Source organism: Acinetobacter sp. USHLN143 (assembly GCF_037145695.1).
Classification (GTDB): domain Bacteria; phylum Pseudomonadota; class Gammaproteobacteria; order Pseudomonadales; family Moraxellaceae; genus Acinetobacter; species Acinetobacter fasciculus.
The window spans coordinates 1-23,361 of record NZ_JBBCWZ010000032.1; the positions used below are offsets into that span (position 1 = coordinate 1).

The 23,361-nt window shown below is 44.6% G+C and carries 18 protein-coding genes and 2 pseudogenes; 14 read left to right on the forward strand and 6 right to left on the reverse strand.

Annotation, left to right across the window (positions count from 1 at the left end):
* From WFH18_RS09780 to WFH18_RS09795, 4 genes and pseudogenes are all read left to right on the forward strand, one after another.
* Positions 1 to 101 (forward strand): annotated as a pseudogene (locus WFH18_RS09780) (transposase); the annotation flags it as partial.
* Between the two features lie 4 nt (positions 102 to 105).
* Positions 106 to 769 (forward strand): annotated as a pseudogene (locus WFH18_RS09785) (IS5 family transposase); the annotation flags it as partial.
* A complete protein-coding gene (locus tag WFH18_RS09790) occupies positions 769 to 1,437 on the forward strand; it encodes a HEPN domain-containing protein (protein WP_086044262.1) in 669 nt (222 codons plus the stop codon). The pseudogene WFH18_RS09785 and the gene WFH18_RS09790, both read left to right, overlap by 1 nt.
* Positions 1,438 to 1,590: 153 nt before the next feature.
* On the forward strand, positions 1,591 to 1,914 hold the full coding sequence (locus WFH18_RS09795; protein ID WP_121980146.1) for an ankyrin repeat domain-containing protein: 324 nt from the start codon (positions 1,591 to 1,593) through the stop codon (positions 1,912 to 1,914).
* Between the two features lie 49 nt (positions 1,915 to 1,963).
* Here the strand turns inward: WFH18_RS09795 and WFH18_RS09800 are convergent, their stop codons facing one another.
* Positions 1,964 to 2,515, reverse strand: a complete 552-nt coding sequence (locus WFH18_RS09800; protein WP_005268215.1) for a type 1 glutamine amidotransferase domain-containing protein — start codon at positions 2,513 to 2,515, stop codon at positions 1,964 to 1,966.
* A gap of 367 nt (positions 2,516 to 2,882) precedes the next feature.
* Positions 2,883 to 3,572 (reverse strand): TIGR04219 family outer membrane beta-barrel protein, encoded by a 690-nt coding sequence (locus WFH18_RS09805; RefSeq protein ID WP_005268214.1) that lies wholly within the window; start codon positions 3,570 to 3,572, stop codon positions 2,883 to 2,885.
* A 134-nt stretch (positions 3,573 to 3,706) separates the two neighbouring features.
* Here WFH18_RS09805 and WFH18_RS09810 point away from each other — a divergent pair, with 134 nt between their 5' ends.
* The 4 genes from WFH18_RS09810 to zupT all read left to right on the forward strand — a co-directional run bounded on the left by WFH18_RS09810 (position 3,707) and on the right by zupT (position 8,235).
* Positions 3,707 to 5,155 (forward strand): aldehyde dehydrogenase family protein, encoded by a 1,449-nt coding sequence (locus WFH18_RS09810; RefSeq protein ID WP_026056551.1) that lies wholly within the window; start codon positions 3,707 to 3,709, stop codon positions 5,153 to 5,155.
* A 585-nt stretch (positions 5,156 to 5,740) separates the two neighbouring features.
* Positions 5,741 to 7,216 (forward strand): sodium-dependent transporter, encoded by a 1,476-nt coding sequence (locus tag WFH18_RS09815; RefSeq protein WP_005268212.1) that lies wholly within the window; start codon positions 5,741 to 5,743, stop codon positions 7,214 to 7,216.
* 10 nt (positions 7,217 to 7,226) lie between these two features.
* The gene (locus WFH18_RS09820; protein ID WP_005268210.1) at positions 7,227 to 7,337 is read left to right on the forward strand and encodes a methionine/alanine import family NSS transporter small subunit; all 111 of its coding nucleotides are present in this window, start codon (positions 7,227 to 7,229) and stop codon (positions 7,335 to 7,337) included.
* An 88-nt stretch (positions 7,338 to 7,425) separates the two neighbouring features.
* On the forward strand, positions 7,426 to 8,235 hold the full coding sequence (zupT, locus tag WFH18_RS09825; protein WP_005268208.1) for a zinc transporter ZupT: 810 nt from the start codon (positions 7,426 to 7,428) through the stop codon (positions 8,233 to 8,235).
* Positions 8,236 to 8,305: 70 nt separating this feature from the next.
* On the opposite strand, the gene rsmB is transcribed toward zupT, so the two are convergent.
* Together rsmB and fmt are read right to left on the reverse strand one after the other, a co-directional pair.
* Positions 8,306 to 9,613 carry a 16S rRNA (cytosine(967)-C(5))-methyltransferase RsmB gene (gene rsmB / locus WFH18_RS09830; protein ID WP_004280818.1) on the reverse strand — a complete coding sequence of 436 codons (1,308 nt, stop codon included), beginning with the start codon at positions 9,611 to 9,613 and terminating at the stop codon, positions 8,306 to 8,308.
* On the reverse strand, positions 9,610 to 10,572 hold the full coding sequence (fmt, locus tag WFH18_RS09835) for a methionyl-tRNA formyltransferase (protein ID WP_005268206.1): 963 nt from the start codon (positions 10,570 to 10,572) through the stop codon (positions 9,610 to 9,612). Before fmt ends, rsmB begins: the two co-directional genes overlap by 4 nt.
* 408 nt (positions 10,573 to 10,980) lie before the next feature.
* Here fmt and ilvD (WFH18_RS09840) point away from each other — a divergent pair, with 408 nt between their 5' ends.
* The 6 genes from ilvD (WFH18_RS09840) to WFH18_RS09865 all read left to right on the forward strand — a co-directional run bounded on the left by ilvD (WFH18_RS09840) (position 10,981) and on the right by WFH18_RS09865 (position 18,784).
* Positions 10,981 to 12,810 carry a dihydroxy-acid dehydratase gene (gene ilvD, locus WFH18_RS09840; protein WP_026056552.1) on the forward strand — a complete coding sequence of 610 codons (1,830 nt, stop codon included), beginning with the start codon at positions 10,981 to 10,983 and terminating at the stop codon, positions 12,808 to 12,810.
* 558 nt (positions 12,811 to 13,368) lie between these two features.
* Positions 13,369 to 15,054: a dihydroxy-acid dehydratase gene (gene ilvD / locus WFH18_RS09845; protein WP_336754779.1), complete on the forward strand. Its 1,686-nt coding sequence runs from the start codon at positions 13,369 to 13,371 to the stop codon at positions 15,052 to 15,054.
* Between the two features lie 177 nt (positions 15,055 to 15,231).
* Complete coding sequence (locus tag WFH18_RS09850) at positions 15,232 to 16,527, forward strand: RNA-guided endonuclease InsQ/TnpB family protein (RefSeq protein WP_148334915.1); 1,296 nt, start codon at positions 15,232 to 15,234, stop codon at positions 16,525 to 16,527.
* Between the two features lie 178 nt (positions 16,528 to 16,705).
* Entirely contained in the window at positions 16,706 to 18,028 is a 1,323-nt protein-coding gene (locus WFH18_RS09855; RefSeq protein WP_174894700.1) for a hypothetical protein, read from the forward strand.
* Positions 18,009 to 18,296 (forward strand): chorismate mutase, encoded by a 288-nt coding sequence (locus WFH18_RS09860; RefSeq protein WP_004647685.1) that lies wholly within the window; start codon positions 18,009 to 18,011, stop codon positions 18,294 to 18,296. Before WFH18_RS09855 ends, WFH18_RS09860 begins: the two co-directional genes overlap by 20 nt.
* Positions 18,297 to 18,604: 308 nt before the next feature.
* Positions 18,605 to 18,784 carry a hypothetical protein gene (locus WFH18_RS09865; RefSeq protein ID WP_004280844.1) on the forward strand — a complete coding sequence of 60 codons (180 nt, stop codon included), beginning with the start codon at positions 18,605 to 18,607 and terminating at the stop codon, positions 18,782 to 18,784.
* Positions 18,785 to 19,050: 266 nt separating this feature from the next.
* On the opposite strand, the gene WFH18_RS09870 is transcribed toward WFH18_RS09865, so the two are convergent.
* The gene (locus WFH18_RS09870) at positions 19,051 to 20,346 is read right to left on the reverse strand and encodes a solute carrier family 23 protein (protein ID WP_044109780.1); all 1,296 of its coding nucleotides are present in this window, start codon (positions 20,344 to 20,346) and stop codon (positions 19,051 to 19,053) included.
* A 296-nt stretch (positions 20,347 to 20,642) separates the two neighbouring features.
* A complete protein-coding gene (gene ppc, locus WFH18_RS09875) occupies positions 20,643 to 23,327 on the reverse strand; it encodes a phosphoenolpyruvate carboxylase (RefSeq protein ID WP_336754782.1) in 2,685 nt (894 codons plus the stop codon).
* Positions 23,328 to 23,361: the final 34 nt, after the last annotated feature.

Here is a 23,361-nt window from a genome sequence, read left to right on the forward strand (position 1 = left end):
ATTATTGGCGAGATTTTCAAGTCATGACAGCTGACAAAATAGAGCAATGGGTGGAGAAAGTATCAAACCAATTCGGAAAAGAATACATGTTTACTTTTTAATGACAACTTATTAACTCTCAATTACTTACGGAACTACAGCACTCAACTGGAATTAGCGGCAAATTACCATATCGCTGAAAGTAATGTGAATCGAACCATTAAAAAGGTTGAAGATGCATTGATGAAATCAAGACGTTTTACTCTGCCAAAACGAAGCATTACCACGGCAGACGAACAATTTAACTGGGTAATTATTGATGCGACAGAATGTTCAATAGAACGTCCGAAAAAAAAATCAGAGTAAATTCTACAGTGGTAAAAAGAAGAAATATACGCTAAAAGTACAAGTGATCTATCATCCGAACAGCAAACAAATCATAGGGCTAGATATATCGAATGGCAGTCAGCATGACATTAAATTGGCAAGAAAAACGGTTAAGAAATTCAAACATTGTGAATATGTTATGACTGATCTAGGGTACTACGGATTAGAGCAAGATGGCTTTAAATTATTGATGCCAATAAAGAAAAAGAAGAATTTACCCTTATTTGATGTTGAGAAAAAGTACAATAAAATGATTGAAAAAATACGAGTTGTGATCGAACACATTAATAGTCAATTGAAAACATTTAGAATATTAAGTGAACGCTATCGAAATAGACGGAAAAGATTCGGCTTACGCATTAACTTAATTGCTGCACTCGTAAACCGGATAAACTTGCAATAATGACTTTCGCAAGAGATCTATTAAATTATAGGATTCAAGCTTTAAATTCTTCTTCTAGCCATAAATCTCGTAACCTTCGTTTACAGTGGGCAAACGAAAGTCAATATGGAAGTTTTTCTTATTCATTTCCTAAATTTTCCAATGCTGAAATTGATTTAGAAATATTAAAACACTTTAAAACCAATTTATTCTTTGATGAGTTTTTTACTATTTTAGAAAAAGAATTAAAAACCGAAGTAGAAGATGCGATTATTAAATCTGTATATTGGTTTTGTGAAGCTACAAAAGATAATAATGATACTATGAAATTTATTAAATTATGGTCATGTATTGAGTGCTTCTTCTCTATTACACAAGATGAAATATCTGAATCAAATGCAAAAGGTCTTGCCTGTATATTGGTATATGGTGGTTATCGAATCCATGATATTGAAAATTATAGAGAGGTAAAATCTAAAATTAAAAAAATGTATAAGAAAAGATCTAAAGCTTTACATAGAGCATATTGGTCTGACATAGAAGCTAACGATGTAGTGGAGTTAGCAGATTGGACTGCTTGGTTGATTATCAGTATTTTAGGTTTAGCAGTTGTAGGTAACTATACAAGACTGTCCCAAATTAAAGAACAGACCGTCAGATTAGATAATATTCATAATGAAATACAATAGAAATTAACTTTTTGACATTAGACCTCTTGCGAAAGTATTATTTTAGACTTTGATATTTATTTAAAAATCAACGCTTATCACTGATTAAATTTTGACTAACGCAAGAGGTCTATTGTAAAATATTTATTAATAAATAATAAATTTGATCTCATTATGAAACTCAATTCAATCTCCCCAATCCCTGAAGATGATGACGAACTGCATCTTCCTGAACTGGTGTACTGGGCATCTTTAGGCGATGTTGAGCAGGTCGAGCAGGCGCTACAGGAAGGTCTGGACGTCAACTCCGCCGATGAAGAAGGCTATAGCGCCTTACAGGCCGCCGCTGAAAATGATCATCTGGAAGTGGTCAAACTTCTGGTCAGCAAGGGTGCGGACATTGCGCATCGTAGTCCAAATACTGCTTTAGAACTGGCAGAAATGGCCGGCAATAAAGACGTTGTGGCTTATCTGAAAAGTCTGGCCGGTGGTGTCTAAATATAAAAAAGAACCTCAGTGTTGAGGTTCTTTTTTATATTGTAGGAACTTAGGCAACTTCGCCTTCAAGCTCTTTTAAGATCGCTTCATTGAAAGCCGGTAAATCGTCCGGATTGCGTGAAGTAATCAGTACCCAGTCACCGGTATTGCAGCGGTGAACCTGTTCATCGACCCATTTCCCGCCGGCATTTTCCAGATCTAGCTTGATGCTCTTATATGAGGTCAGATTCTTGTCTTTGATGCGCTGTGCATCAATCAGGGTCCATGGCCCATGACAGATTGCGGCAATCGGTTTGTGATTGTCGGCAAAATGCTGAATGATTTTCTGCGCATCCTGATTGATTCTTAAAGTATCTGCATTGACAGTGCCGCCGGGAATCACCAAAAGATCATAATCATTCGGATCGACATGGTCGAAACTGGTATCCGGCGTGTATTGGGTAGCAGCCTTGGTATCACCTTTGACAGTGGCGACATCTTCATTTTTTTCTGCAGCATGAATGACTTCAAAACCTTTGGACTTTAGAAAATTTAAAGGCTCAGTGAGTTCATCATGTTCAATGCCTTGATTGGATGTAATAAAGAGGACCTTTTTTACCATGATTGCTGTTCCCAAAAAATGTGAGGATTTTTAGCTTAACAACAAGGGGATTCTTACAATGTTGGAGTTTTAGCTCGGAACTGTTAAGCAATGATAAATAAAATAATAGGCAGAAAAAAAAGCCCCGACATCCTGTCGGGGCTTTTTCGTATCTCGTGATTTAGGTATAACTCCTGTCGTACCTCACGTCCTGGTGTTGCGATGTTATTCTTGTTTTTAGGTCTTCTGGAGCATCCTGCTCTCTATGTTTATAAAGTAATACACATCCCGGTGGCGCACTAGCAGCAGATTGCGGTTATTGCTGTACGCTTTGGCTTACATCAGCGCAGAGAAATTGAGCTGTGCAAGCTTAACCAGTTGTATTGCATTAAAAATGCACATCTAGACCGATATAAGGGCCTTTAAATTCCAGCTGTAAATCTGGACGTTGATCCTGTTCAAAATCCACTTGCATGATGCGATAACCGATTTTGGCACCGACATCGACCAGCAGATTATCAATGAAATCATATTGCAGTTCGGCTTGTACATCGGTCTTTCGGGTATCACTGCCGTGACTGTAAACCGCTTCTGCTTTGGCACTCATACCGGTAAATGGCAATTTAACTCCGGCTGTTGCATAGAGCAGTGGACTGTATTCATCCAGATCGTATTGAGTGAAAGCGCCAGCAGTCCGGTTTTCCACCGTACCATCCAGATTGGTTAAACCTGTGCCTATATCCGCATGCACAATGGTATCCAGCAATTCGTAATACAGAATATAGTCAATATTGTTCAGCTCGATATCTGAGGCATTGATAAGAGAACTCTGTTCGCTGGTGCTGTCCAGATTGACGTATTTGATTTTTGCATTTGGTAACAATGGCACCGGATGTTCTACAGCGACAGATAGTTGTGCTGTACCTTGTCGATCCAGCTCATGCTTGAAATTGTTATCCTGGCTATAGCCGTCAAAATCCCAGTAGCTGAGATCCGCTTTCACGCCGATTACATCTGCATGACTGAGCGTACTGAGTCCAAAACCGAAGAATAAGGTGGTGAGTATTTTTGCGCGCATGGCTCTATTCCCTAAAGCTTTATTAAAATTGGAGGTGTCTGGTTACTTAAAAACATCTTCTTAATATGGAGTAGCAAGTGCATGATATAGAGAATTTCAAAAATGTATATCCTTGGATTTTGCAGGACAATAAGATGGTAGCGAGAAGCACACAACAAACGAAAGAGTATGCATTATATGTCGCCGGTCAGGCCGTTCAGACGGGTGAATGGTTAGAGGTCAAACATAAATATAACCACGAACTGTATGCCCGTGTCGCCTTGGCTGATGCCAATACACTGGAACAGGCGATTCAGTCTGCCGTATATGCTGAAGCCGAAATGGCTGCCTTGGAGCCGTTTCAGAAACAGAAAATTCTGCTGCATTGCGTACGCCGTTTTCGTGAGATTCATGAAGAACTGACTGAAATTCTGATTGCAGAAGGGGGCAAGCCGCGTAAAGCAGCTGAAGCCGAAGTTGAACGTCTGATTAATACTTTCCAGATTGCCGCAGATGCCGTGACCCAAGTTGATCAGGGACGTATGCTGCCTTTGGCCGTGACTGCGGCAGCATCCGGTTATCGGGGCATTGTAAAACAGGTGCCGATTGGTGCAGTGTCTTTGATTAGTCCGTTTAATTTTCCTTTAAACCTGACCGCGCATAAAATTGCTCCTGCGATTGCAGCCGGTTGTCCCTTTGTGCTGAAACCACCTAGCCTGACCCCGATTTCTGCCTTAAAAATTGCTGAAATTATGGCGGAAACCGATTTACCGCGAGGTGCGTTTTCGGTATTGCCCTGTCCGCGAGAGCTGGCTGATCTACTGGTCACCGATGAGCGTTTTAAATTACTCAGTTTTACCGGTTCCGATGCTGTAGGCTGGGATATGAAAGCGCGTGCCGGTCGTAAAAAAGTGGTCTTGGAGCTGGGTGGCAATGCTGCTGTCATGATTGAGCCAGATACCGAAATTAACGATGCCTTGATTAACCGTCTAATTGGCGGGGCGTATAACCATGCCGGACAGGTGTGTATCAGTGTGCAACGCATTTTGGTGCATCAGCAGATTTATACTGAAGTGAAAGAAAAACTACTGGCGAAACTGAAAACGATTAAAGCAGCCGATCCGAATTTAAGCACGACCTTGGTTGGTCCGATGATCAAAGAAGCAGAAGCTAAACGCCTGAAAAAATGGCTGGATAAAGCCTTGAAAAAAGATGCGAAAATCCTGATTGGAGGTGAGCTAAATGGTGTGATGTTCGCACCGACCTTGCTGGAAAATGTAGACCACAGTCTGGAAATCTACCGTGATGAAGCCTTTGGCCCGGTGGCAATTCTGGAAGCGTATGCTGATTTCGAATCCGGTATTGCCTGTATCAACCGCAGCCGTTTTGGCTTGCAAGCTGGGGTCTATACCCAGAATCTGAACAAGATGCTGTATGCCTGGGATCATCTGCATGTGGGCGGTGTCATCATCAATGATATTCCGTCTTTCCGGGTCGATAACATGCCTTATGGCGGGGTCAAAGATTCAGGTCTGGGTCGTGAAGGAATTCAGTCAGCCATTCGCGACATGCAGGAAGAGCGCATGCTGGTGATTAAAGCCTAAGTTTAGAATACTCATCGCTTCGATATCACAGGCAGCTTGTTTTAAATCTGCTTGTGATATTTAAACCGGTTTTTAAAGAGGTCAAAATTCCATGAGAGAATTTGATTTCCCATATCACGGCTTGGTCATTTGCCTTAGTATGAGCCGTTTCATCTTCAAATAATGATCTAAAAACAGATGCTGGATCAGAGTCTTGGAATACATTTTTTGAAACAGCGACCCTGTAGTAAAACTTAAGAAAAATATATTCCAAAAAGTTTGTCAATATATAACTTGTTTAATCTGGCTTATTTCGCAGAATTATTGAACGCTTAATTCGAATAGATTATAAATAACGAATATTTTAAGCAGAATTTACAGAAAAAATTTAAAAAAGTCAGTATTGTTAAATCATCTACAAGGTCAGTTTTTCGATCAGACTTTAAGCAAGATGTAAGACCTGCTGACCTGTTTGTACATTAGAATTCGACGCCCACAAGGTGCCCTCTAATTCAAACACCCAAAATTATTGAAAATGCTTCTTTTTTTGCTTGCGCCATAACCATAACAAGCAGCATCTAAAGGGGTTAAAAGTTTAGGTGTTCTATGACAGAAACTCGTGAGAATTGGTCCGCACGATCAGGATTCATTATTGCAGCGATTGGTTCCGCCGTTGGCTTGGGGAATATCTGGCGTTTCCCTTATGTTGCCTATGAAAATGGTGGCGGGGCATTCCTGATCCCTTATCTGATTGCGATTTTCGCAGCAGGTTTACCTTTATTGTTTTTAGACTATGCGGTCGGACACAAGTTCCGTAAAGCACCGCCTATGGCCTATAAAAAACTCATGAATGCCGAATCCTTGGGTTGGTGGCAGGTCATGGTCACTCTGGTGATCGGAATTTACTATGCCAGTGTCTTGTCTTGGGCCGGCAGCTATATGTTCTATTCCTTTGGACAGCAGTGGGGCACAGATACTCAAGGCTTCTTCTTCAATACTTACCTGCAAAATGGTGAGGGCCTGACTTTCGGTTTCGTACCTGTACTGTTCTTCGGTCTGGTAGTCGTTTGGGCAGCAGTCATGCTGATTCTTTACGGTGGCGTACGCCGTGGGGTAGAACTGGCGAATAAAATCTTTATGCCATTGCTGGTGATTTTATTCACGATCCTAGTGATTCAGGCAGTCCGTTTACCGGGTGCAGTCGATGGTTTAAATGCTTTCTTCACGCCGAACTGGGAAGCGATGGCCAACTATAAAGTCTGGTTAGCCGCTTTTGGTCATATCTTCTTCTCATTGTCAGTGGGCTTCGGGATCATGTTGACCTATGCATCTTACCTGAAACGCAAAACCAACCTGACCGGTTCCGGGATCGTGGTGGCACTGGCCAACTCGTCTTTTGAAATCCTGGCGGGTATTGGTGTCTTTGCCGCGCTTGGTTTTATGGCATTCAGCTCAGGTGCGAAAGTTGAAGATGTGGTGTCCGGTGGTATTGGTCTGGCCTTTATTGCGTTTCCGAAAATCATTTCCAGTTTAGGTGCAGGTGGTGACCTGTTCGGTTTCCTGTTCTTTGGTTCATTGACGGTGGCGGGTATTACCTCCATGGTGAGCATCCTGCAAGTTCCGATTGCTGCATTCCAGGACAAGCTGGGCTGGTCAAAGAACAAGTCAGTGACGATTATTGCTGGTGGTTCAGCAGTGATTTCTACCCTGATGTTCTCGACACATAGTGCGATTACCTTTGTCGATATCATCGACTACTTTGCCAATAACATCGGTATTGTCGGTGGTGGTCTGTTATCGATTATTCTGTTGTCGTGGTTCCGTCGTCCATTAATGAAACAGCTGGAAGGCCATGTGAATGAGTTTGCCAGCGTGAAACTGGGTGCCAGCTGGAACTTCATGCTGACGGTGATCACGCCTTTGTCATTATTGCTGGCATTGGGCTTGACCCTGAAATCCGTCATGGCAGAAGGTTATGGTGGCTATGCTGCCAGTACCCTATGGATGGTAGGTGGAGGAGTGATGGCATTCTTTATTCTGGGTGCCATTCTGTTCAGCCTGATCAAAGACCGTCACAGCTAGGAGAGCGACTATGAATACATCTGCACTAATCATGATGATCATCTCCATCGTTTTATTATGGGGTGGTCTGGTACTGGCTGTGATTCATCTGGTAAAGAATCCGGAAGAACCAGAAGACTAAAAATCTTCACATAAACGTACTGTTGCCATAAACGGAAGTCATTATCATCCTTGATGATAATGACTTTTTTAATGGCTGATGCTTTGACATGATTTCCGTTTCAGATGGACAAGTATATACAGCCTTTGCCGTAACTTTATTTGCCGGGCTGGCCACCGTGGTGGGTGGGGGGCTGGTATTATTCTTAAAAAAACCCAATTTCCGCCTGCTGGCCTTTGGTTTGGCCTTTGCTGCCGGTGCCATGATCTATGTCTCTTTAACCGAAATTCTGAACAAATCGATTGCGTCCTTTAGTCTGGATTTTGATGAAAAAACCGGTTTTGCCTTTGGCACTTTTGCTTTTTTACTGGGCGTGGTTTTGGTGTTATTGCTGGATCGCTTTGTGCCGAATCCGCATGACACGATTGAAACCCATTCTGCCAAGGGCGTCAGTTCCCCCCAATTACTGCGTACCGGTATGCTGACCCTGTTTGCGATTAGCGCACATAACCTACCAGAAGGACTGGCGACGTTTTTTGCCACACTAGAAAGCCCAGCTTTAGGTGCGCCGTTGGCGGTGGCAATTGCGATTCATAATGTGCCAGAAGGTGTGGCGATAGCCTTGCCGGTATATATGGCCACCGGCCGTAAAGATTATGCGCTCTGGGCCAGTCTGGTCTCGGGCCTGGCCGAACCATTGGGGGCAGCGCTCGGTTATTTTATTCTGGCACCTTATATGAGTGAAACCGTCTATGGTCTGATCTTTGGGGTGATTGGCGGCGTGATGGTTTATCTGGCACTGGATGAATTATTGCCGACGGCAAAACGCTATGCCAAAGGACATGAAACGGTATATGGGCTGGTCAGTGGCATGGCTGCATTGGCCAGCAGTCTGGTGATTTTTAAGTTTATTCAATAAACCTCATATTCACTAAATCACGAGATATAAAAAAGGCAGCTTAGGCTGCCTTTCATTTTAAACGCATGATTTATGCCGTTTTTTCAATACGGCAATAGAAGAAGCCGTCGCCTTGATCCGCTTTCGGTAACAATTGACGGCCATGAATCTGTTCGATGCCCCAATCGGCTTCGATTTTGATTTCTTTGGCATCGGCATGTTGAGCAAAGAACTCGACCATCTGTTGTTCATTTTCGGCTTTCAGAATTGAACAGGTGATGTACAGCAACGTACCACCGACTTTCAGTTGCTGCCACATATTTTCCAGAATCTGCTTTTGCAGCTGTACCGTTTGCGGAATATCGGTAGAGTGACGTAACAAGCGAATATCCGGATGACGACGGATCACACCAATTGCAGAGCATGGTGCATCCAGTACGATACAATCGACCGGCTCCGGAGCGGTCCAGGTGATCGCATCAGCCGCGATAATTTCAACGTCGGCATATTCAGTTAACAGTAAACGTTCCAGATTTTCTGCCACACGGACTAAACGTTTAGCATCCTGATCAATGGCATAGAGTTTTTTCGGGCTGTATTTTTCCAAGATATGCGCAGTCTTACCCCCTGGCGCAGCGCAGGCATCTACTACGATTTTGCCTTCAAGGTCAGGAACTAAGGTCGCACACAGCTGGGCATGTTCATCCTGCACCGAGAAACCGCCGGCTTCATAGCCCGGCAGGTTCGGAATATGCACATTCTGTTCCAGTACAATCCCAACTTCAGAAAGAGTACAGGCACGTGCTTCATAGCCTTCTTCTTCCAGAATTTCCAGATATTCATCACGGCTGACCTGATTGATATTGACACGCAAGGTAAGCGGCGCAATCTGTTTCAAGTCATGTGACAGCTCGGCAAGCTGTTCCGGCCAGTCTTTCTTTAAACGCTTGTAGAGCCAGCTTGGCAGGCCATGCGCCTGATTTAAAGCCAGGTCAAATTCTTCTGTTTCACGTGAAACACGACGCAGTACCGCATTGACCAGACCGCTTAAAGGTTCAAATCCCAGCTGTTTGGCTGCAGTGACGGTTTCTGAAATCGCAGCATGTGCCGGAATACGCGTACATAGAATCTGGTACAAACCCAAATATAAGCAGCTTTCTAGAGCCTGGTTATCAAGAGGTTTGGTTAATAGCGGCAGGGTGATGGCTTTCAGGCCATGCCACTGACGTAAACAGCCTAGCGTTAACTCGTGATAAAGACCACGGTCACGTTCAGACACAATATTAATATGTTGATTGAGTACAGAAGCAAGTGATTGGCCATTTTGTACAGCCAATAGCGTTTTTACAACTTGCGCGCGCAAATTCAAATTTTTAGCTGATGATTGAATTTGGCTCATGCGAATTTATATCCTACCGATAGTTTTTGAGTTTGATTAATTTGAACAGCATTCAGGGCTTTGCCGCCTGGCCATTGCAGATTGGTGATGCAAATGACATTTTGATCGCCACACATTACATGCACGCCGTCTTTATCCAGGGTAATTACTTCACCAGGCAGGGCATTGCTTGCGTTTTGCTTGGAAAGTGATGAACTCCAGATGCGTAAATTGTTGCTGTCATCAAGCGGGGTAAATGCCACTGGCCAAGGATTAAAGGCACGAATATTACGGTCAATGTCTGCTGCAGGCTGGGTCCAATCAATTTGCGCTTCGGCTTTTGTCAGTTTATGCGCGTAAACCGTCAGGCTTTCATCCTGAACTTCACGAGTCTCAAGATAGTGCTGTAAAGTCTGTTCCGATTCGAGCACGGCCACAATCGCCTCAGCACCTTGTAACGCCAGTTTGTCATGCAGGCTGGCAGAAGTATCCTCGGCGCTAATCGGGCACAATGTTTTATACATCATATCCCCGGTATCCAGACCGGCCGCCATTTTCATAATGGTTACACCGGTCTCGGCATCGCCGGTAGCAATCGCGCGCTGAATCGGGGCTGCACCGCGCCAGCGCGGCAACAGGGAACCATGAATATTCAGGCAACCATATTTTGGCGTATCCAGAACCACTTGTGGCAGGATCAGGCCATAAGCCGCCACTACCATCACATCTGCATTTAAGGCTTTAAGTTCCGCTTGCGCTGCCAGACCTTCTTCAGTCGAAGATTTGAAGTGAAGCGGTTGGTAGACCGGAATATTATTTTCTAAAGCCAGCTGCTTGACTGCAGAAGCTCTCAGTTTTTGTCCACGTCCAGCTTTGCGGTCCGGTTGAGTGTAGACCGCAACAATTTCATGTTCGGTTTTAAGCAGTGCAGCCAATGCTGTGGCTGCAAATTCTGGTGTGCCCGCAAATATGATCTTCACACATGAAATTCCAAATAAACTTAAAGGGTATTATAAGCCAAAAGCCAAATTTCAGCCTAATCGTTGCAAAAACTTATCGAATAAGGCCTGTGAGTACTTGAATTTCGGTGGAATTTTTATATAAAAAAAACTCATGCAAATTGTAAAAATTATTCATGAAAGTTTTGTATTGTCCTGATGATGATGGCGGTATAGTAGATTTCATTAAGAAATTTTTATCGTCAGATCATCCAAACCTCTCTATAGACATTTTTGCCTGCATCTACACCCAAAAGGCCATCTTGTAAATCAAGGGCTTGTAGTATGATAGGTTTAAAATTCAACTGATTTAAGCTCCTTGTCAGTATGATTTAGCCAGAGTGGATCTGCCCGATTCATTGCAAGCTCAAACTTTGTTGGAAATATAAAATGCCTGACTATCGTTCAAAAACATCGACACACGGAAGAAATATGGCTGGCGCACGCGGTTTATGGCGTGCCACCGGCATGAAAGATGAAGATTTCGGTAAACCGATTATTGCGGTGGTGAACTCGTTCACCCAGTTTGTACCGGGTCATGTGCATCTTAAAGATCTGGGTCAGCTGGTGGCACGTCAAATTGAAGCGTCAGGCGGTGTAGCAAAAGAATTCAATACCATTGCGGTCGATGACGGTATTGCGATGGGTCATGACGGCATGCTGTATTCATTGCCTTCACGAGATCTGATTGCAGACTCGGTCGAGTACATGGTCAATGCCCATTGTGCCGATGCGATGGTGTGTATCTCGAACTGTGACAAGATCACCCCGGGAATGTTGATGGCCGCGATGCGCCTGAACATTCCGGTGGTATTTGTCTCTGGCGGTCCGATGGAAGCGGGCAAGGTCAAAATCCGTGGCAATGAACACGCGATTGACCTGGTGGATGCCATGGTGGTTGCGGCAGACGACAGCTTTACTGATGAAGAAGTGGCAGCTTATGAGCGTTCAGCCTGTCCTACCTGTGGTTCATGTTCAGGCATGTTCACCGCCAACTCCATGAACTGTTTGACCGAAGCTTTAGGTTTATCTTTACCGGGTAATGGTTCTACGCTGGCAACCCACGCAAATCGTAAAAAATTATTCGAGCGTGCGGGTCAATTGATTGTTGAAATCACTAAACGTCATTATGAGCAAAATGACTACAGCTTGTTGCCACGTTCAATCGCGACCAAAGCAGCGTTTGAAAATGCCATGACGCTGGATATTTCAATGGGTGGTTCAACCAATACGGTTCTGCATCTGTTGGCAGCAGCACACGAGGCTGAAGTCGACTTCACGATGACCGACATCGACCGTTTGTCGCGTAATGTGCCGGTTCTTTGTAAGGTTGCCCCAGCGAAACAGGATGTCCATATGGAAGATGTACACCGTGCCGGTGGCATCATGTCGATTCTGGGCGAACTGGATCGTGCAGGCTTGCTGGATACATCTGTTCCAACCGTCCATGAAAAAACTTTAAAAGATGCCTTGGATAAATGGGACATCATCCGTACTGAAGATGAAGACGTGTATCAATTCTTTAAGTCAGCGCCGGGCGGTGTACCAACGCAGACGGCATTCTCACAAGACCGTTACTATGCCCGTTTAGATGGTGACCGTGACAATGGCGTGATCCGTAATGCAGCCAACGCCTTCTCGCAAGATGGTGGCCTGGCAGTACTTTATGGCAACATCGCACTGGAAGGCTGTATCGTAAAAACAGCGGGTGTGGATGATTCCATCCTGAAATTCAACGGGACTGCACGTGTGTTTGAAAGCCAGGATGCTGCTGTAGAAGCGATTCTGGGCGGCAAAATCACTGCGGGTGATGTGGTGGTAATTCGCTACGAAGGTCCACGTGGTGGTCCGGGCATGCAGGAAATGCTGTATCCAACCAGTTATCTTAAATCGAAAGGTTTGGGTAAAGACTGTGCACTTTTAACGGATGGCCGTTTCTCAGGCGGTTCGTCTGGCCTTTCAATCGGTCACGTATCTCCTGAAGCTGCGGAAGGCGGTGCGATTGGTCTGGTTGAAGATGGTGACCGTATCGAAATTGATATTCCAAACCGGACTATTCACCTGGCCGTAGACGAAGCAACCATGGCAGCACGCCGTGAAGCACAAGAAGCCAAAGGCTGGAAGCCTGCGGAACAGCGTCCGCGTAAAGTGTCTAAAGCACTGAAAGCGTATGCGATGCATACTACCAGTGCCTCGAAAGGTGCAGTACGTGATATCTAATTTGTAATTTTACAGATTTAAATAGCACTCCAGATGGGGTGCTTTTTTTATACAAGAAACTATTTTTAGACTTTCCAAATTATGCCCAGTAGAATGCGACAGGAAGTCGCACGTTTGCCCGTATGGCAGGGATGCCATATCGGGCAAACAAAGGGATTTTGTTTACTTTTGGCCCGGCAAAAGTAAAAGTGCCTACGAGATAGCATTAAAAATTACTCAGGTAATTTGAGGCTGTATGGTAAAAAAATCGAAGATCCACTTAAAATCAAAGCGTTAATAACTTTAAAAGTTCTGATGATCTTTGTGCAGGCAGAATCTTACTTTTGACGGCGCAAAAGTAACAAAACGCTCTTGTTCCGCTAACTTTACTTCCCTGTAGAGTAGCGAAACGGCGACATCCATGTCGCTTGATCATGTGATTAAAATTTTTTAAGTATTCATCAAAATGTTTTTCTATAGGGTAATTTCTTTTACATGCCGAATGCTTTCTATACAATAGTCTTAAAATAAATTGCTGAAACTGAAGTTTCAAATCAGTCGACGCCCAGGAAGAAAATAATGAGTAAAGATAATATCCGCGAGCATTCAGCCCCCGTTTATGAAGGCATTGAAAATGCACCAGCCCGTTCCATGATGCGTGCCACAGGTTTTCAAGATGCTGATTTTGAACGTCCATTTATTGGTATTGCCTCGACCTGGGCCAATGTCACGCCTTGTAATATGCATATTGATGGTCTGGCCAGAACTGTAGAGCAGGGCGTGAGTGCGGCAGGCGGCAAGGGGATTATCTTTAATACCATTACCATTTCAGATGGTATTTCCAATGGCACGGAAGGCATGAAATATTCACTGCTGTCACGGGAAGTGATCGCAGACTCGATTGAAACGGTCGTGGGCTGTCAGGCTTATGATGGGGTGATCGCCATTGGTGGCTGTGATAAAAATATGCCCGGCTGCATTATGGGGTTAGCCCGTTTAAACCGTCCGGGTCTGTTTATTTATGGCGGCACCATCAAACCAGGCGAAGGCCATACCGACATGATTTCGGTATTTGAAGCGGTCGGTCAATATGCCAAAGGTGAAATTAACGCGATTCAGGTCAAGCATATTGAAGAAGTGTCTTTGCCGGGTCCGGGTTCTTGTGGTGGTATGTATACGGCTAACTCGATGGCCTCTGCGATTGAAGCACTCGGTATGAGCTTGCCGGGTTCGTCCGCGCAAGAAGCAGTTTCGGATGACAAACAAATTGACTGTGCCCGTGCCGGTGAGGCGGTGATGAATCTGTTGCGACTGGATATCAAGCCGCGTGACATCATGACCAAGGCTGCCTTTGAAAATTCGATCAAGGTTTTGATTGCGTTGGGTGGCTCGACCAATGGTGTACTGCATCTTTTGGCCATGGCGTATACCGCAGGGGTTGAATTGAGTCTTGATGATTTCGTACGGATTGGTAAAGATATTCCGGTGGTGGCCGATGTGCGCCCATCTGGTAAGTATTTAATGTCTGAACTGATTGCCATCGGTGGGATTCAACCGCTGATGAAGCGCATGCTGGATGCCGGCATGCTGGATGGTTCCTGCCTGACGGTGACCGGAAAAACCCTGGCAGAAAACCTGGCCGAGGTTCAGGACTATCCAGAAGGCCAGCAGATTATTCTGCCTTTTGATGCGCCCGTGAAAAAAGACTCTCATCTGGTGATTTTAAAAGGCAATCTGTCGCCGAAGGGCGCCGTGGCCAAGATTACCGGTAAGGAAGGTCTGCATTTTGCTGGTCCGGCCCGGGTATTTGAAGGCGAGCAGGGTGCCATGCGCGGGATTCTGGATGGTGAAGTCCAGCCGGGTGAAGTGGTGGTGATTCGTGGCGTCGGCCCTAAAGGTGGTCCGGGCATGCCGGAAATGCTGAAACCGACTTCTGCGATTATTGGTAAAGGTCTGGGCGCTTCGGTGGCTTTAATTACTGACGGACGCTTCTCTGGTGGCAGTCATGGCTTTGTGATTGGTCATGTGACGCCAGAAGCTTATGAGGGTGGCCCGATTGGTCTGGTGAAAAATGGTGACCAGATTTCAATTAATGCTGAAACCCGGGAAATGACCTGGCATGTTGCGGAAGAAGAAATTGCCGCACGTCAAGCGGCCTGGACCAAACCTCAGCCAAACTATACTCACGGTGCGCTGGCCAAATTCGCCAAACTGACTTCAGGTGCAGAAACCGGTGCAGTCACTGACCTGAATCTTGACCTCTAATCCATTGTTAAACATTGAACATTTGCTTATCTTAATCGGGCGTAAGACCCTCACCGACAGTCAGGTGGAGGATACAAGCGAGTGGCGATAGCCATATTAAAGATAATGTTTTCTTGGTTTTATTGCTTATTTTTGCTATAATTTAAACACTACAATTCTTTTATAAACAATGATTTAATGAAGATTTCACAACACTACAAGTTTAGGCTTCTGCCTAACCAAGAACAGGAAATATTGCTTAATCAAGCAATAGGTTCTGCTCGTTTTGTGTGGAATCAAATTCTCGCTAAATCATTTGAAATGTTTGCTAAAGATGAATATATTCGTTACGAAAGCATTGAAAAAAAATTAGTGCCCCTTAAAAAAACACCTGAATTTTCTTTTCTTGGTCAAACATATTCAGCTTGCTTACAGCAAAAAATACGTGATCTTGCTCAAGCATGGGGTAAGTTTTACAACAAAAAAGAACAAGCTCGTTTAAAGCAAAACAAGCGGAAACCACGTAAACCCAATTTTTTTAAATTGGCTGATGGTGGTGAGATTCAGCTTAGACCACTCATGCCAAGATTCAAGAAGAAATCAGATGGTGAGCAATCTTTTAGACTTCCATTTGCAGATTGTGAGGTTATTAGTGATCGAGTTTCTTTGCCTAAAAAAACAGGTTGGATAAGATTTAAAAAATCACAAGAAATTGTTGGTAAAATCACAAGTATTACAATTAAGAAAATTTGTGGGCTTTGGTATGTTTCATTTTGTACTAACCGTGAAATCGAACAACCAATTCATCCATCAAAATCTGCAATTGGTGTTGATCTTGGCATTAAGCAATTAATTACAATATCAACAGGTCAGGTATTTGACCCAATCAATAGTTTTAAAGCCAATCAAGTAAAGTTGGCTAGGCTTCAACGCAAGTTGAGAAAGAAAACCGAATTTAGTCAAAATTGGAAAAAACTTAATTTAAAGATCAATAAATTACATCATCATATTGCCAATATTCGGCATGACTACTTGCACAAAGTCACGACAACTCTCAGCAAAAACCACGCAATGATCGTAGTTGAGGACTTAAAAGTAGCCAATATGTCGAAGTCAGCCAAAGGCTCAATCGAAGAAAAAGGAAAGAATGTTAAAGCTAAATCAGGCTTGAACAAATCAATCCTAGATCAAGGTTGGTCAATGCTTGTTAATATGTTGGTGTACAAACAGCAATGGCGAGGTGGTTTACTCGTTAAAGTTGACCCTAAATATACAAGTCAGACTTGTAGTTCATGTGGTCACGTTGCAAAAGAAAATAGGCTCACTCAGGCAAACTTTAGTTGTGTCGAGTGTGGCTTTAGCGAGAATGCAGATATTAATGCTTCTCGCAACATTTTAGCGGTGGGACACACCGTTTTGTCTGTCGAGGGAAGATGCGGTAAAGATCGCCCTGTGAAGCAGAAAGCAAGTGAAATCCGTGAGGAAGTCACCTAAGAGCTTTTGCTTTTAGAATCCCCCACTTGAGCTAGTCGAAAGTGGGGGGAGTATGTCAAGACTTGATATAAGTTTTTACACCATGCAGGGCTTTTGCTCTGCGATCTTAAAAATAGATTATTCTGTACAGATTCAATTTTTTGAACTGCACACCGTCATCTTTGTCGAGGCCGAACTCATGTCCCTGTTACGCCGTTGGTTTGATCCAATCCGATCGAGTTGGTTTTACCAGAAACCAATCCGTCAAACGGTGTTATCTATTCAAGATGGGCTGAGTATCCATTTAAGACTGGATGATGTGTACAGCTATCTGGCGGTACAGCAGCTGCCCCAGCTCGAAGAAATTTTAAGTCCGCAGCTCAAGCCGCTGAAAGTAATTATTTCCAGTTCGCATGCAGCCCCCCCAAATCAGATGTCTTTTGATGAATGGCAGCACTACACCCTAAATGATGCCAAGATTCTGTCGAAACAGCATCGTTTTAGTTTTCATGACACGCCAGAATTGCCCAGCGCTGAAGCCTTGCAACAGGCGGAACTGATTTTACGGCATACCCCGCTGCGCGGGCAGGATTTTCTGTATTTGCTGGAAGATGTGTTTCATATGTTGTGGCAAAAACAGACCGGAAAATTACGAACCCTTTATGCCATGGCCAGTCGTCATCATCAGCCACAGGACTTTCCCGAACGTATTTTTGATCAGACCCCGATTCTGGCCAGCTATTTTAATTTAGGCGGACGCCAGTATCAGGCAGTCGATGACCTGTTGCGTCTGACCCGGCGTCTGGAGCAGCAAAAACTGCTGACCGGTAATCCGATTTTTATGATCGATCACATTGAATGGCGTGAGCATCTGATCAGTGATGCTGAAGAGCTGAACGAGATCCAGTCGATGGATCCGGAACTGGACTTGTATATCGCGCTGGAAGATCCGATCTCCTGGCTTTTGCTGGCCTATATCAAGGAAGAACTGGCCGATTATTATAATATCCAGTTGAATGTCTATCCCTTGTCCTATCGTGGCCGGGATGAGTTTGACTGGAGTCTGGCCACACGTTTATCCAAACGGACGGACGTAGAATTTACCCCGTTTTGCCGACCGACCGAGCAGGCGATTGCGCCAATGGCACAGTTATTTTATAGCTGTCCCGAGGAGCAGCGGATTGAGGCGATGTACCAGATCTTGCAGGCTGTCTGGACCCGTGGTGAAGACCTGTCTTATGCACCCCATTTCAAACTTTTGCAGCAACAGTTAAATATTGTAGATCTGACCCAGAACGATATTCTGGTGAAGCTGCAGGACAATGATATGCTCTGTGAAATGAAGTCGCAGCCGAACTTTCCGGTACTGGAACTGCGGATAGATGATCAAAGTTATACATTTAATAGCTTATATCGGGTCTGGATGATTGAAAGTATTTTCAGTAATGTGTTAGAAGAAAAGTATAAAAGTAATAATCAAACTGAAAGTGAACTGAAAAAACATGGAAAAGATCAAAGCTGAATCACTAGAACATGCACGTCAACAGATCGATGCCATTGATACAGCTTTAGTTGAGCTGATCGCTGCGCGTCAATTTTATGTTGATCAAACCACCCGTTTCAAAAAAACCGAAACCGATTTGCAGTCACCAGAACGTATGGAACAGATTGTAGAAAATGTTAGGGCATTGGCGCAAAAGCAGGGCCTCGATCAGGAGTTTATTGAACATCTATACCGTGAAATGTTCCAATACTTTATTCAACGTGAACTGAAAGAGTTTCGTCCTTAAACAGGCTCATTTCAGTTCAACTACGCCGGACGATCTTCAAGCTATGCAGGAGATCTTGCTGTAGCCATGGCGATTTTTAAGCATAACATCGCCTTTTTGCAAAAATAATTTATCCATAAAAAGCCCATTCAGCCAATTGCCTAAAGCCTTGCCTGGACAGGCTTTGCACGGTTTTATAGAAATTGTAGTAAAAAAAAGAAATTGATTTTATTAAATATTTTTACAATGTAAGTTTGATTTAATTTAAAAAGTATATATATTGTATATACATCTTTTGCAAAGCAGTCTTTATTTTGGAGAGATAAGCAATGAGCGAGCAAATCAAAAAAATAAAGACAGGCAAGAAAGATGGACAACTTTTAATTCGTATTCAGAGTACGGAGCGTGATGAATTTATTCGTCTCTGCGAAGAACTGGATACTAGTGCTGCTCGTGAATTAAGAAAATTTATTCGTGGTTTTGTGAAACAACACAAGCCTAACGAATAGCCTTACTAGGGAGTAATACCATGGCTAAGCAAGTTAAATCTTTAAAGCAAGAAATCAAAGCACGTTTGAAAAAGATTTCAAAACATAAAGGCAAATTGAAGCAACTGAAGCAAGCGCTTAAAAAACAGAAATAAGCCAACGTGAATCAATTGCCAGTCACTTAAAACAGTTCATTCTAGACAGACTGTTTTAGGCTACAAAAAAGACCGAACATATATGTTCGGTCTTTTTGCTTGCAACAGGCTGTGCCCAGTCATCGCTGAATTTTATTTTTTATCTGCCAGACTAAAGAACCAGTTCAGGATTAATGCGGCAAAAGTCGCCGTACCAATACCACCCAGATTGAAGCTGCCAAACGTCAGGGCAAAATCACCGGTACCTAAAATAATGGTCACTGCAGCTACCATCAGGTTTTTGTTTTGCGAGAAATCGACTTTATTTTCAATCCAGATTTTGGCACCGGCAATGGTAATCAAACCAAAGACCACAATCGAAGCACCGGTCAGAATCGCGGTAGGAATGGTATGAATCACCGCCCCAAACTTGGGTGATAAACCCAGGAAGATCGCAAAGACACCAGCCACTGCAAAAATGATGGTCGAATAAACCCGTGTTACGGCCATGACCCCAATATTTTCACCGTAGGTGGTCATGCCCGGGGCACCCACACCGCCTGCCAGAGTGGTTGCAACACCATCTGCAACAAAGGCTTTACCAATATGCGGATCCAGATTCTCTCCGGTCATCGCGCCTACCGCTTTGATATGTCCCAGATTTTCAGCCACCAAAATCAGTGCAATCGGTGCAATGATCAACATGGCATTGACTTCAAAAGTCGGTGCGTGGAAGGTCGGTAACCCGAACCAGGCGGCTTGCTGAATGGGCAGGAAATTGATTGCAGTGCCATAACCCATAATATTGCTGAGCACGAAATAGATCAGATAGGCCAATAACAGCCCCACCAATAATAGCAGGCGTTGTAGCAGGCCCTTGGTAAAGACGGCAATTGAGCCCATACACATGACGGTAACCAGAGACATCCACATATTAAAGGTGTTGCCCATCACGCTTTTTACCGTCACCGGTGCCAGGTTTAGACCAATGATCATCACTACGGCACCGGTCACCACCGGTGGCATCAGCTTTTCAATCCAGCGCGTGCCGGTCGCCATGACCAGAAAACCCATCAGGGCATAGAAGATACCACAGGCAATAATACCGCCGGCTGCGACGCCAATATTGGGGTTGAGTCCACCACCACCGGCATAACCGGTTGCCGCGATGACCACACCAATAAAGGCAAAGCTTGAACCTAAATAACTTGGAACCCGGCCACCGGTAATCAGAAAGAACAGGATGGTACAAATCCCTGACATTAAAATGGCCAGGTTAGGGTCAAAGCCCATTAAAAAAGGTGCCAGTACAGTCGCGCCAAACATGGCAAAAGCATGTTGTACACCCAAAACGACCGTTTGTGCGGGTGGCAAATACTCTGCGGTACCTACTGGGCGTGCATCGATGCTGCCCTCATAAGGGCGCCATTTGGGAAACCAACTGGACATAAAATGAGCACTCGAAAGATAAATTGTGCACATCATACTCTTGTTCTTTAGAAGATTTAATCACTTAAACAAAATTTTTGTTCAAATTAATTCTATGACTTTATTTGATATTTTACCGGGTGGTAAAAGAATTTTGAGTTAAAACTAAAGTGAAATCAGTAGATTAATTTCTTATAATCAATAGGGCTATGTATAAATAAATCTGATTTACTATATAAAATAAAATATTTCTTGGCTATTGACTGCTCAATAAAAAAGCACATCGCGAAGATGTGCTTTTAAACGGTCTGTTTGGATTAACCGGTATTGCGTAAACCCGCAGCAATTCCGGCAATACTGACCATTAATGCATGATCCACCGGGGTATTTTCAGCTTGCTGCTGTTGCAGATAGAGACGACGACGTTTCATCAGCTCGGCTTGCAACAAATGTAGTGGCAACAAATATGGTTTACGGACTTTCATGGATTGATCCAGTACGCCGTTGCTACTCAACAATTTGGATTCACCCTTTAACGTCAGCAAGGTCTGTACAGCATCCTGCAAACGCTGGCGCAGCTCTGTGCCGAGTACTTTGAGATCTTCATCTTGGGTCAGATGTGATTCATAGTACAGGGCCACATGTGCATCGGCTTTGGACAGCACCATTTCCAGCATATCAATCAGGGTCTGAAAATACGGCCACTCTGCCAGCATCTCATCCAGTACCGTGCGTTGTCCCTGATCCAGTACCGCATTTAATGCAGCACCGGTACCGAGCCAGGCCGGTAACATCAGGCGAATCTGGGTCCAGGCAAAGACCCAGGGAATCGCTCGCAGTGATTCAATCCCACCACTGACTTTACGTTTCGCCGGCCGTGAACCCAGTGGCAGCATTTGCAGTTCAAGTTCTGGCGTGACGGTACGCAGGTATTTCACAAAATGCGGATTTTCCCGGACGGTCTGGCGATAGACCTGCACCGATAGCTCGGTCATTTGATGCATCAAGTCGCGCCATTCCTGTTTGGGTTCAGGTGGCGGGAGTAAGGTCGCTTCCAGTGTTGCAGCGGTATAAATTTCCAGATTCTGCAGGGCGATTTCTTCCAGACCGAATTTGAAACGGATCATTTCGCCCTGTTCAGTCACCCGGATCGCACCTGAAATCGACCCTGGCGGTTGAGAGAAGAGTGCCTGCTGGGTTGGCGCACCGCCACGGCTAATTGAACCGCCACGACCATGGAACAGGGTCAATTGCACGCCATGTTGCTGGGCGATCGCCGTCAATTCTTCTTGGGCACGATACTGTGCCCAGTTGGCCGACATAAAACCGGCATCCTTGGCAGAATCCGAATAACCAATCATCACTTCATGCTTGCCCTGAATATGCTGTTTGTACCAGTGCATATTGAACAGGGTCGACATGGTTGCGGCTGCACAATCTAGATCTTTCAGGGTTTCAAAGAGAGGGACAACCCGTAGCGCCTGCTTGATGCCGGCTTCTTTCTGTAGCAATAAAACCGCCAGCACATCACTTGGATATTCCGCCATCGAGATGATATAAGCACCCAGAGATTCGCTCGGTTGCTCGGCTAGCGTACGCATGGTGGCAAACACTTCCTGTACATCCGGATGTTCAATCAGGCTGCCTGCTGGCTCATTCAGATGTTTTGGCAGCAACGGACGTTTGCTTTGCAGCTCTTGCAGTAAAAAGTTTTGCCGTGCCTGTTCAGTCCAGGTTTCAAAATTCCCCAGTCCTAAATATTCGGTAATCGCAGAAATCGCCTGACGGTGACGACCCGATTCCTGGCGGATATCCAGTTTTAGCAGTTCGATCCCAAAACTGTTGACCCGGTAAATAAAGTCCAGCAGGCTGCCATTGGCAATTTCGGCCAGATTGCAGTCCATCAGTGAACGGTAGCAGGTCAGGAGCGGTTGTAAAAGTTCATCTTTACTTTTAATCACCAGACTGTCATCGGCATCATTGCCTTTTAATTTTTCTGCCAGCCAGTGACGGGTGGCTTTCAGGCGGGTACGGGTATCACGTAAATATTCACGATAAGGTTCAGGATGGGGCTGGCCCAAGGCTTCAGAAATTTCCGGACTGCATTGCTGAATGGACAGTTCCCAGCGCAGGTTTTCAATATCGCGTACATAGAGATCGGCTGCTTTCCAGCGCGACAGCCACAGTACTTCCTGAGTGACGGTGTGGGTGACATTCGGGTTGCCATCGCGGTCACCACCCATCCATGAGGCAAAACGTACTGGTGCGACATCTAAGGGCAGGTTCTGGCCGCATTGCGCCTGAACCATGCCATTTAGTTCGCGGATAAATTTCGGGACCGCATTCCACAGGGTCTGTTCAATGGTGGTAAAACCCCATTTGGCTTCATCGATCGGAGTCGGGCGATGCTGACGGATTTCATCGGTTTGCCAAGCGGAGCTAATCAGCTGTTTCAGATCGGCCAGAACGGCCTGACGTTCACGTGGCGTCAGTTTCTGCTGGTCGAATTTGGACAGGGCATTATTGATGCCATCATATTTTTGAATCAGGGTACGGCGGCTGACTTCTGTGGGATGCGCAGTCAGGACTAGTTCAATTTTCAGTTCACAGATTTGCTGATACAGCGTATCTGCAGAAATTTCCTGCTGTTTAAATTTTTCAAATAAAGGCACCAGAGGATTGGGCGATTCTGCAGTGTCATCAAACTCGCTCTGACGGCGACGACGTACCACATGATATTGTTCGGCAATATTGGCAAAGTTTAAAAAGTGGGTAAAAGCACGGGTCAGTGGCAGGATTTCTGCATCTTCCAGACTCAAAAACAGTTGTTCCAGTTGTTTTTCTGCTTCGACCTGTCCATCGCGAGCGCCTTTGGACAGGGCACGGATCTGCTCGATCTGATTAAACAAATCCTGCCCGGCATGTAATTTTAAGGTTTCCCCAAGCAAATTACCCAGTAAGCGTACGTCTTCGCGTAGTGGTGCATCAATCTGTTGAATCATTTTTTATTCCCTCACATGCATGCTTTGACTATAC

What these genes read in the sequence shown, in the direction of transcription:
- WFH18_RS09805 (WP_005268214.1), bottom strand. Translation starts at nt 3,572, where the DNA reads ATGCGCGCAAAAATACTCACCACCTTATTCTTCGGTTTTGGACTCAGT.
- WFH18_RS09810 (WP_026056551.1), top strand. Translation starts at nt 3,707, where the DNA reads ATGGTAGCGAGAAGCACACAACAAACGAAAGAGTATGCATTATATGTC.
- WFH18_RS09815 (WP_005268212.1), top strand. Translation starts at nt 5,741, where the DNA reads ATGACAGAAACTCGTGAGAATTGGTCCGCACGATCAGGATTCATTATT.
- ilvD (WP_026056552.1), top strand. Translation starts at nt 10,981, where the DNA reads ATGCCTGACTATCGTTCAAAAACATCGACACACGGAAGAAATATGGCT.
- WFH18_RS09855 (WP_174894700.1), top strand. Translation starts at nt 16,706, where the DNA reads ATGTCCCTGTTACGCCGTTGGTTTGATCCAATCCGATCGAGTTGGTTT.
- WFH18_RS09860 (WP_004647685.1), top strand. Translation starts at nt 18,009, where the DNA reads ATGGAAAAGATCAAAGCTGAATCACTAGAACATGCACGTCAACAGATC.
- zupT (WP_005268208.1), top strand. Translation starts at nt 7,426, where the DNA reads ATGATTTCCGTTTCAGATGGACAAGTATATACAGCCTTTGCCGTAACT.
- WFH18_RS09820 (WP_005268210.1), top strand. Translation starts at nt 7,227, where the DNA reads ATGAATACATCTGCACTAATCATGATGATCATCTCCATCGTTTTATTA.
- WFH18_RS09795 (WP_121980146.1), top strand. Translation starts at nt 1,591, where the DNA reads ATGAAACTCAATTCAATCTCCCCAATCCCTGAAGATGATGACGAACTG.
- WFH18_RS09800 (WP_005268215.1), bottom strand. Translation starts at nt 2,515, where the DNA reads ATGGTAAAAAAGGTCCTCTTTATTACATCCAATCAAGGCATTGAACAT.
- rsmB (WP_004280818.1), bottom strand. Translation starts at nt 9,613, where the DNA reads ATGAGCCAAATTCAATCATCAGCTAAAAATTTGAATTTGCGCGCGCAA.
- WFH18_RS09790 (WP_086044262.1), top strand. Translation starts at nt 769, where the DNA reads ATGACTTTCGCAAGAGATCTATTAAATTATAGGATTCAAGCTTTAAAT.
- WFH18_RS09865 (WP_004280844.1), top strand. Translation starts at nt 18,605, where the DNA reads ATGAGCGAGCAAATCAAAAAAATAAAGACAGGCAAGAAAGATGGACAA.
- ilvD (WP_336754779.1), top strand. Translation starts at nt 13,369, where the DNA reads ATGAGTAAAGATAATATCCGCGAGCATTCAGCCCCCGTTTATGAAGGC.
- WFH18_RS09850 (WP_148334915.1), top strand. Translation starts at nt 15,232, where the DNA reads ATGAAGATTTCACAACACTACAAGTTTAGGCTTCTGCCTAACCAAGAA.
- WFH18_RS09870 (WP_044109780.1), bottom strand. Translation starts at nt 20,346, where the DNA reads ATGTCCAGTTGGTTTCCCAAATGGCGCCCTTATGAGGGCAGCATCGAT.
- ppc (WP_336754782.1), bottom strand. Translation starts at nt 23,327, where the DNA reads ATGATTCAACAGATTGATGCACCACTACGCGAAGACGTACGCTTACTG.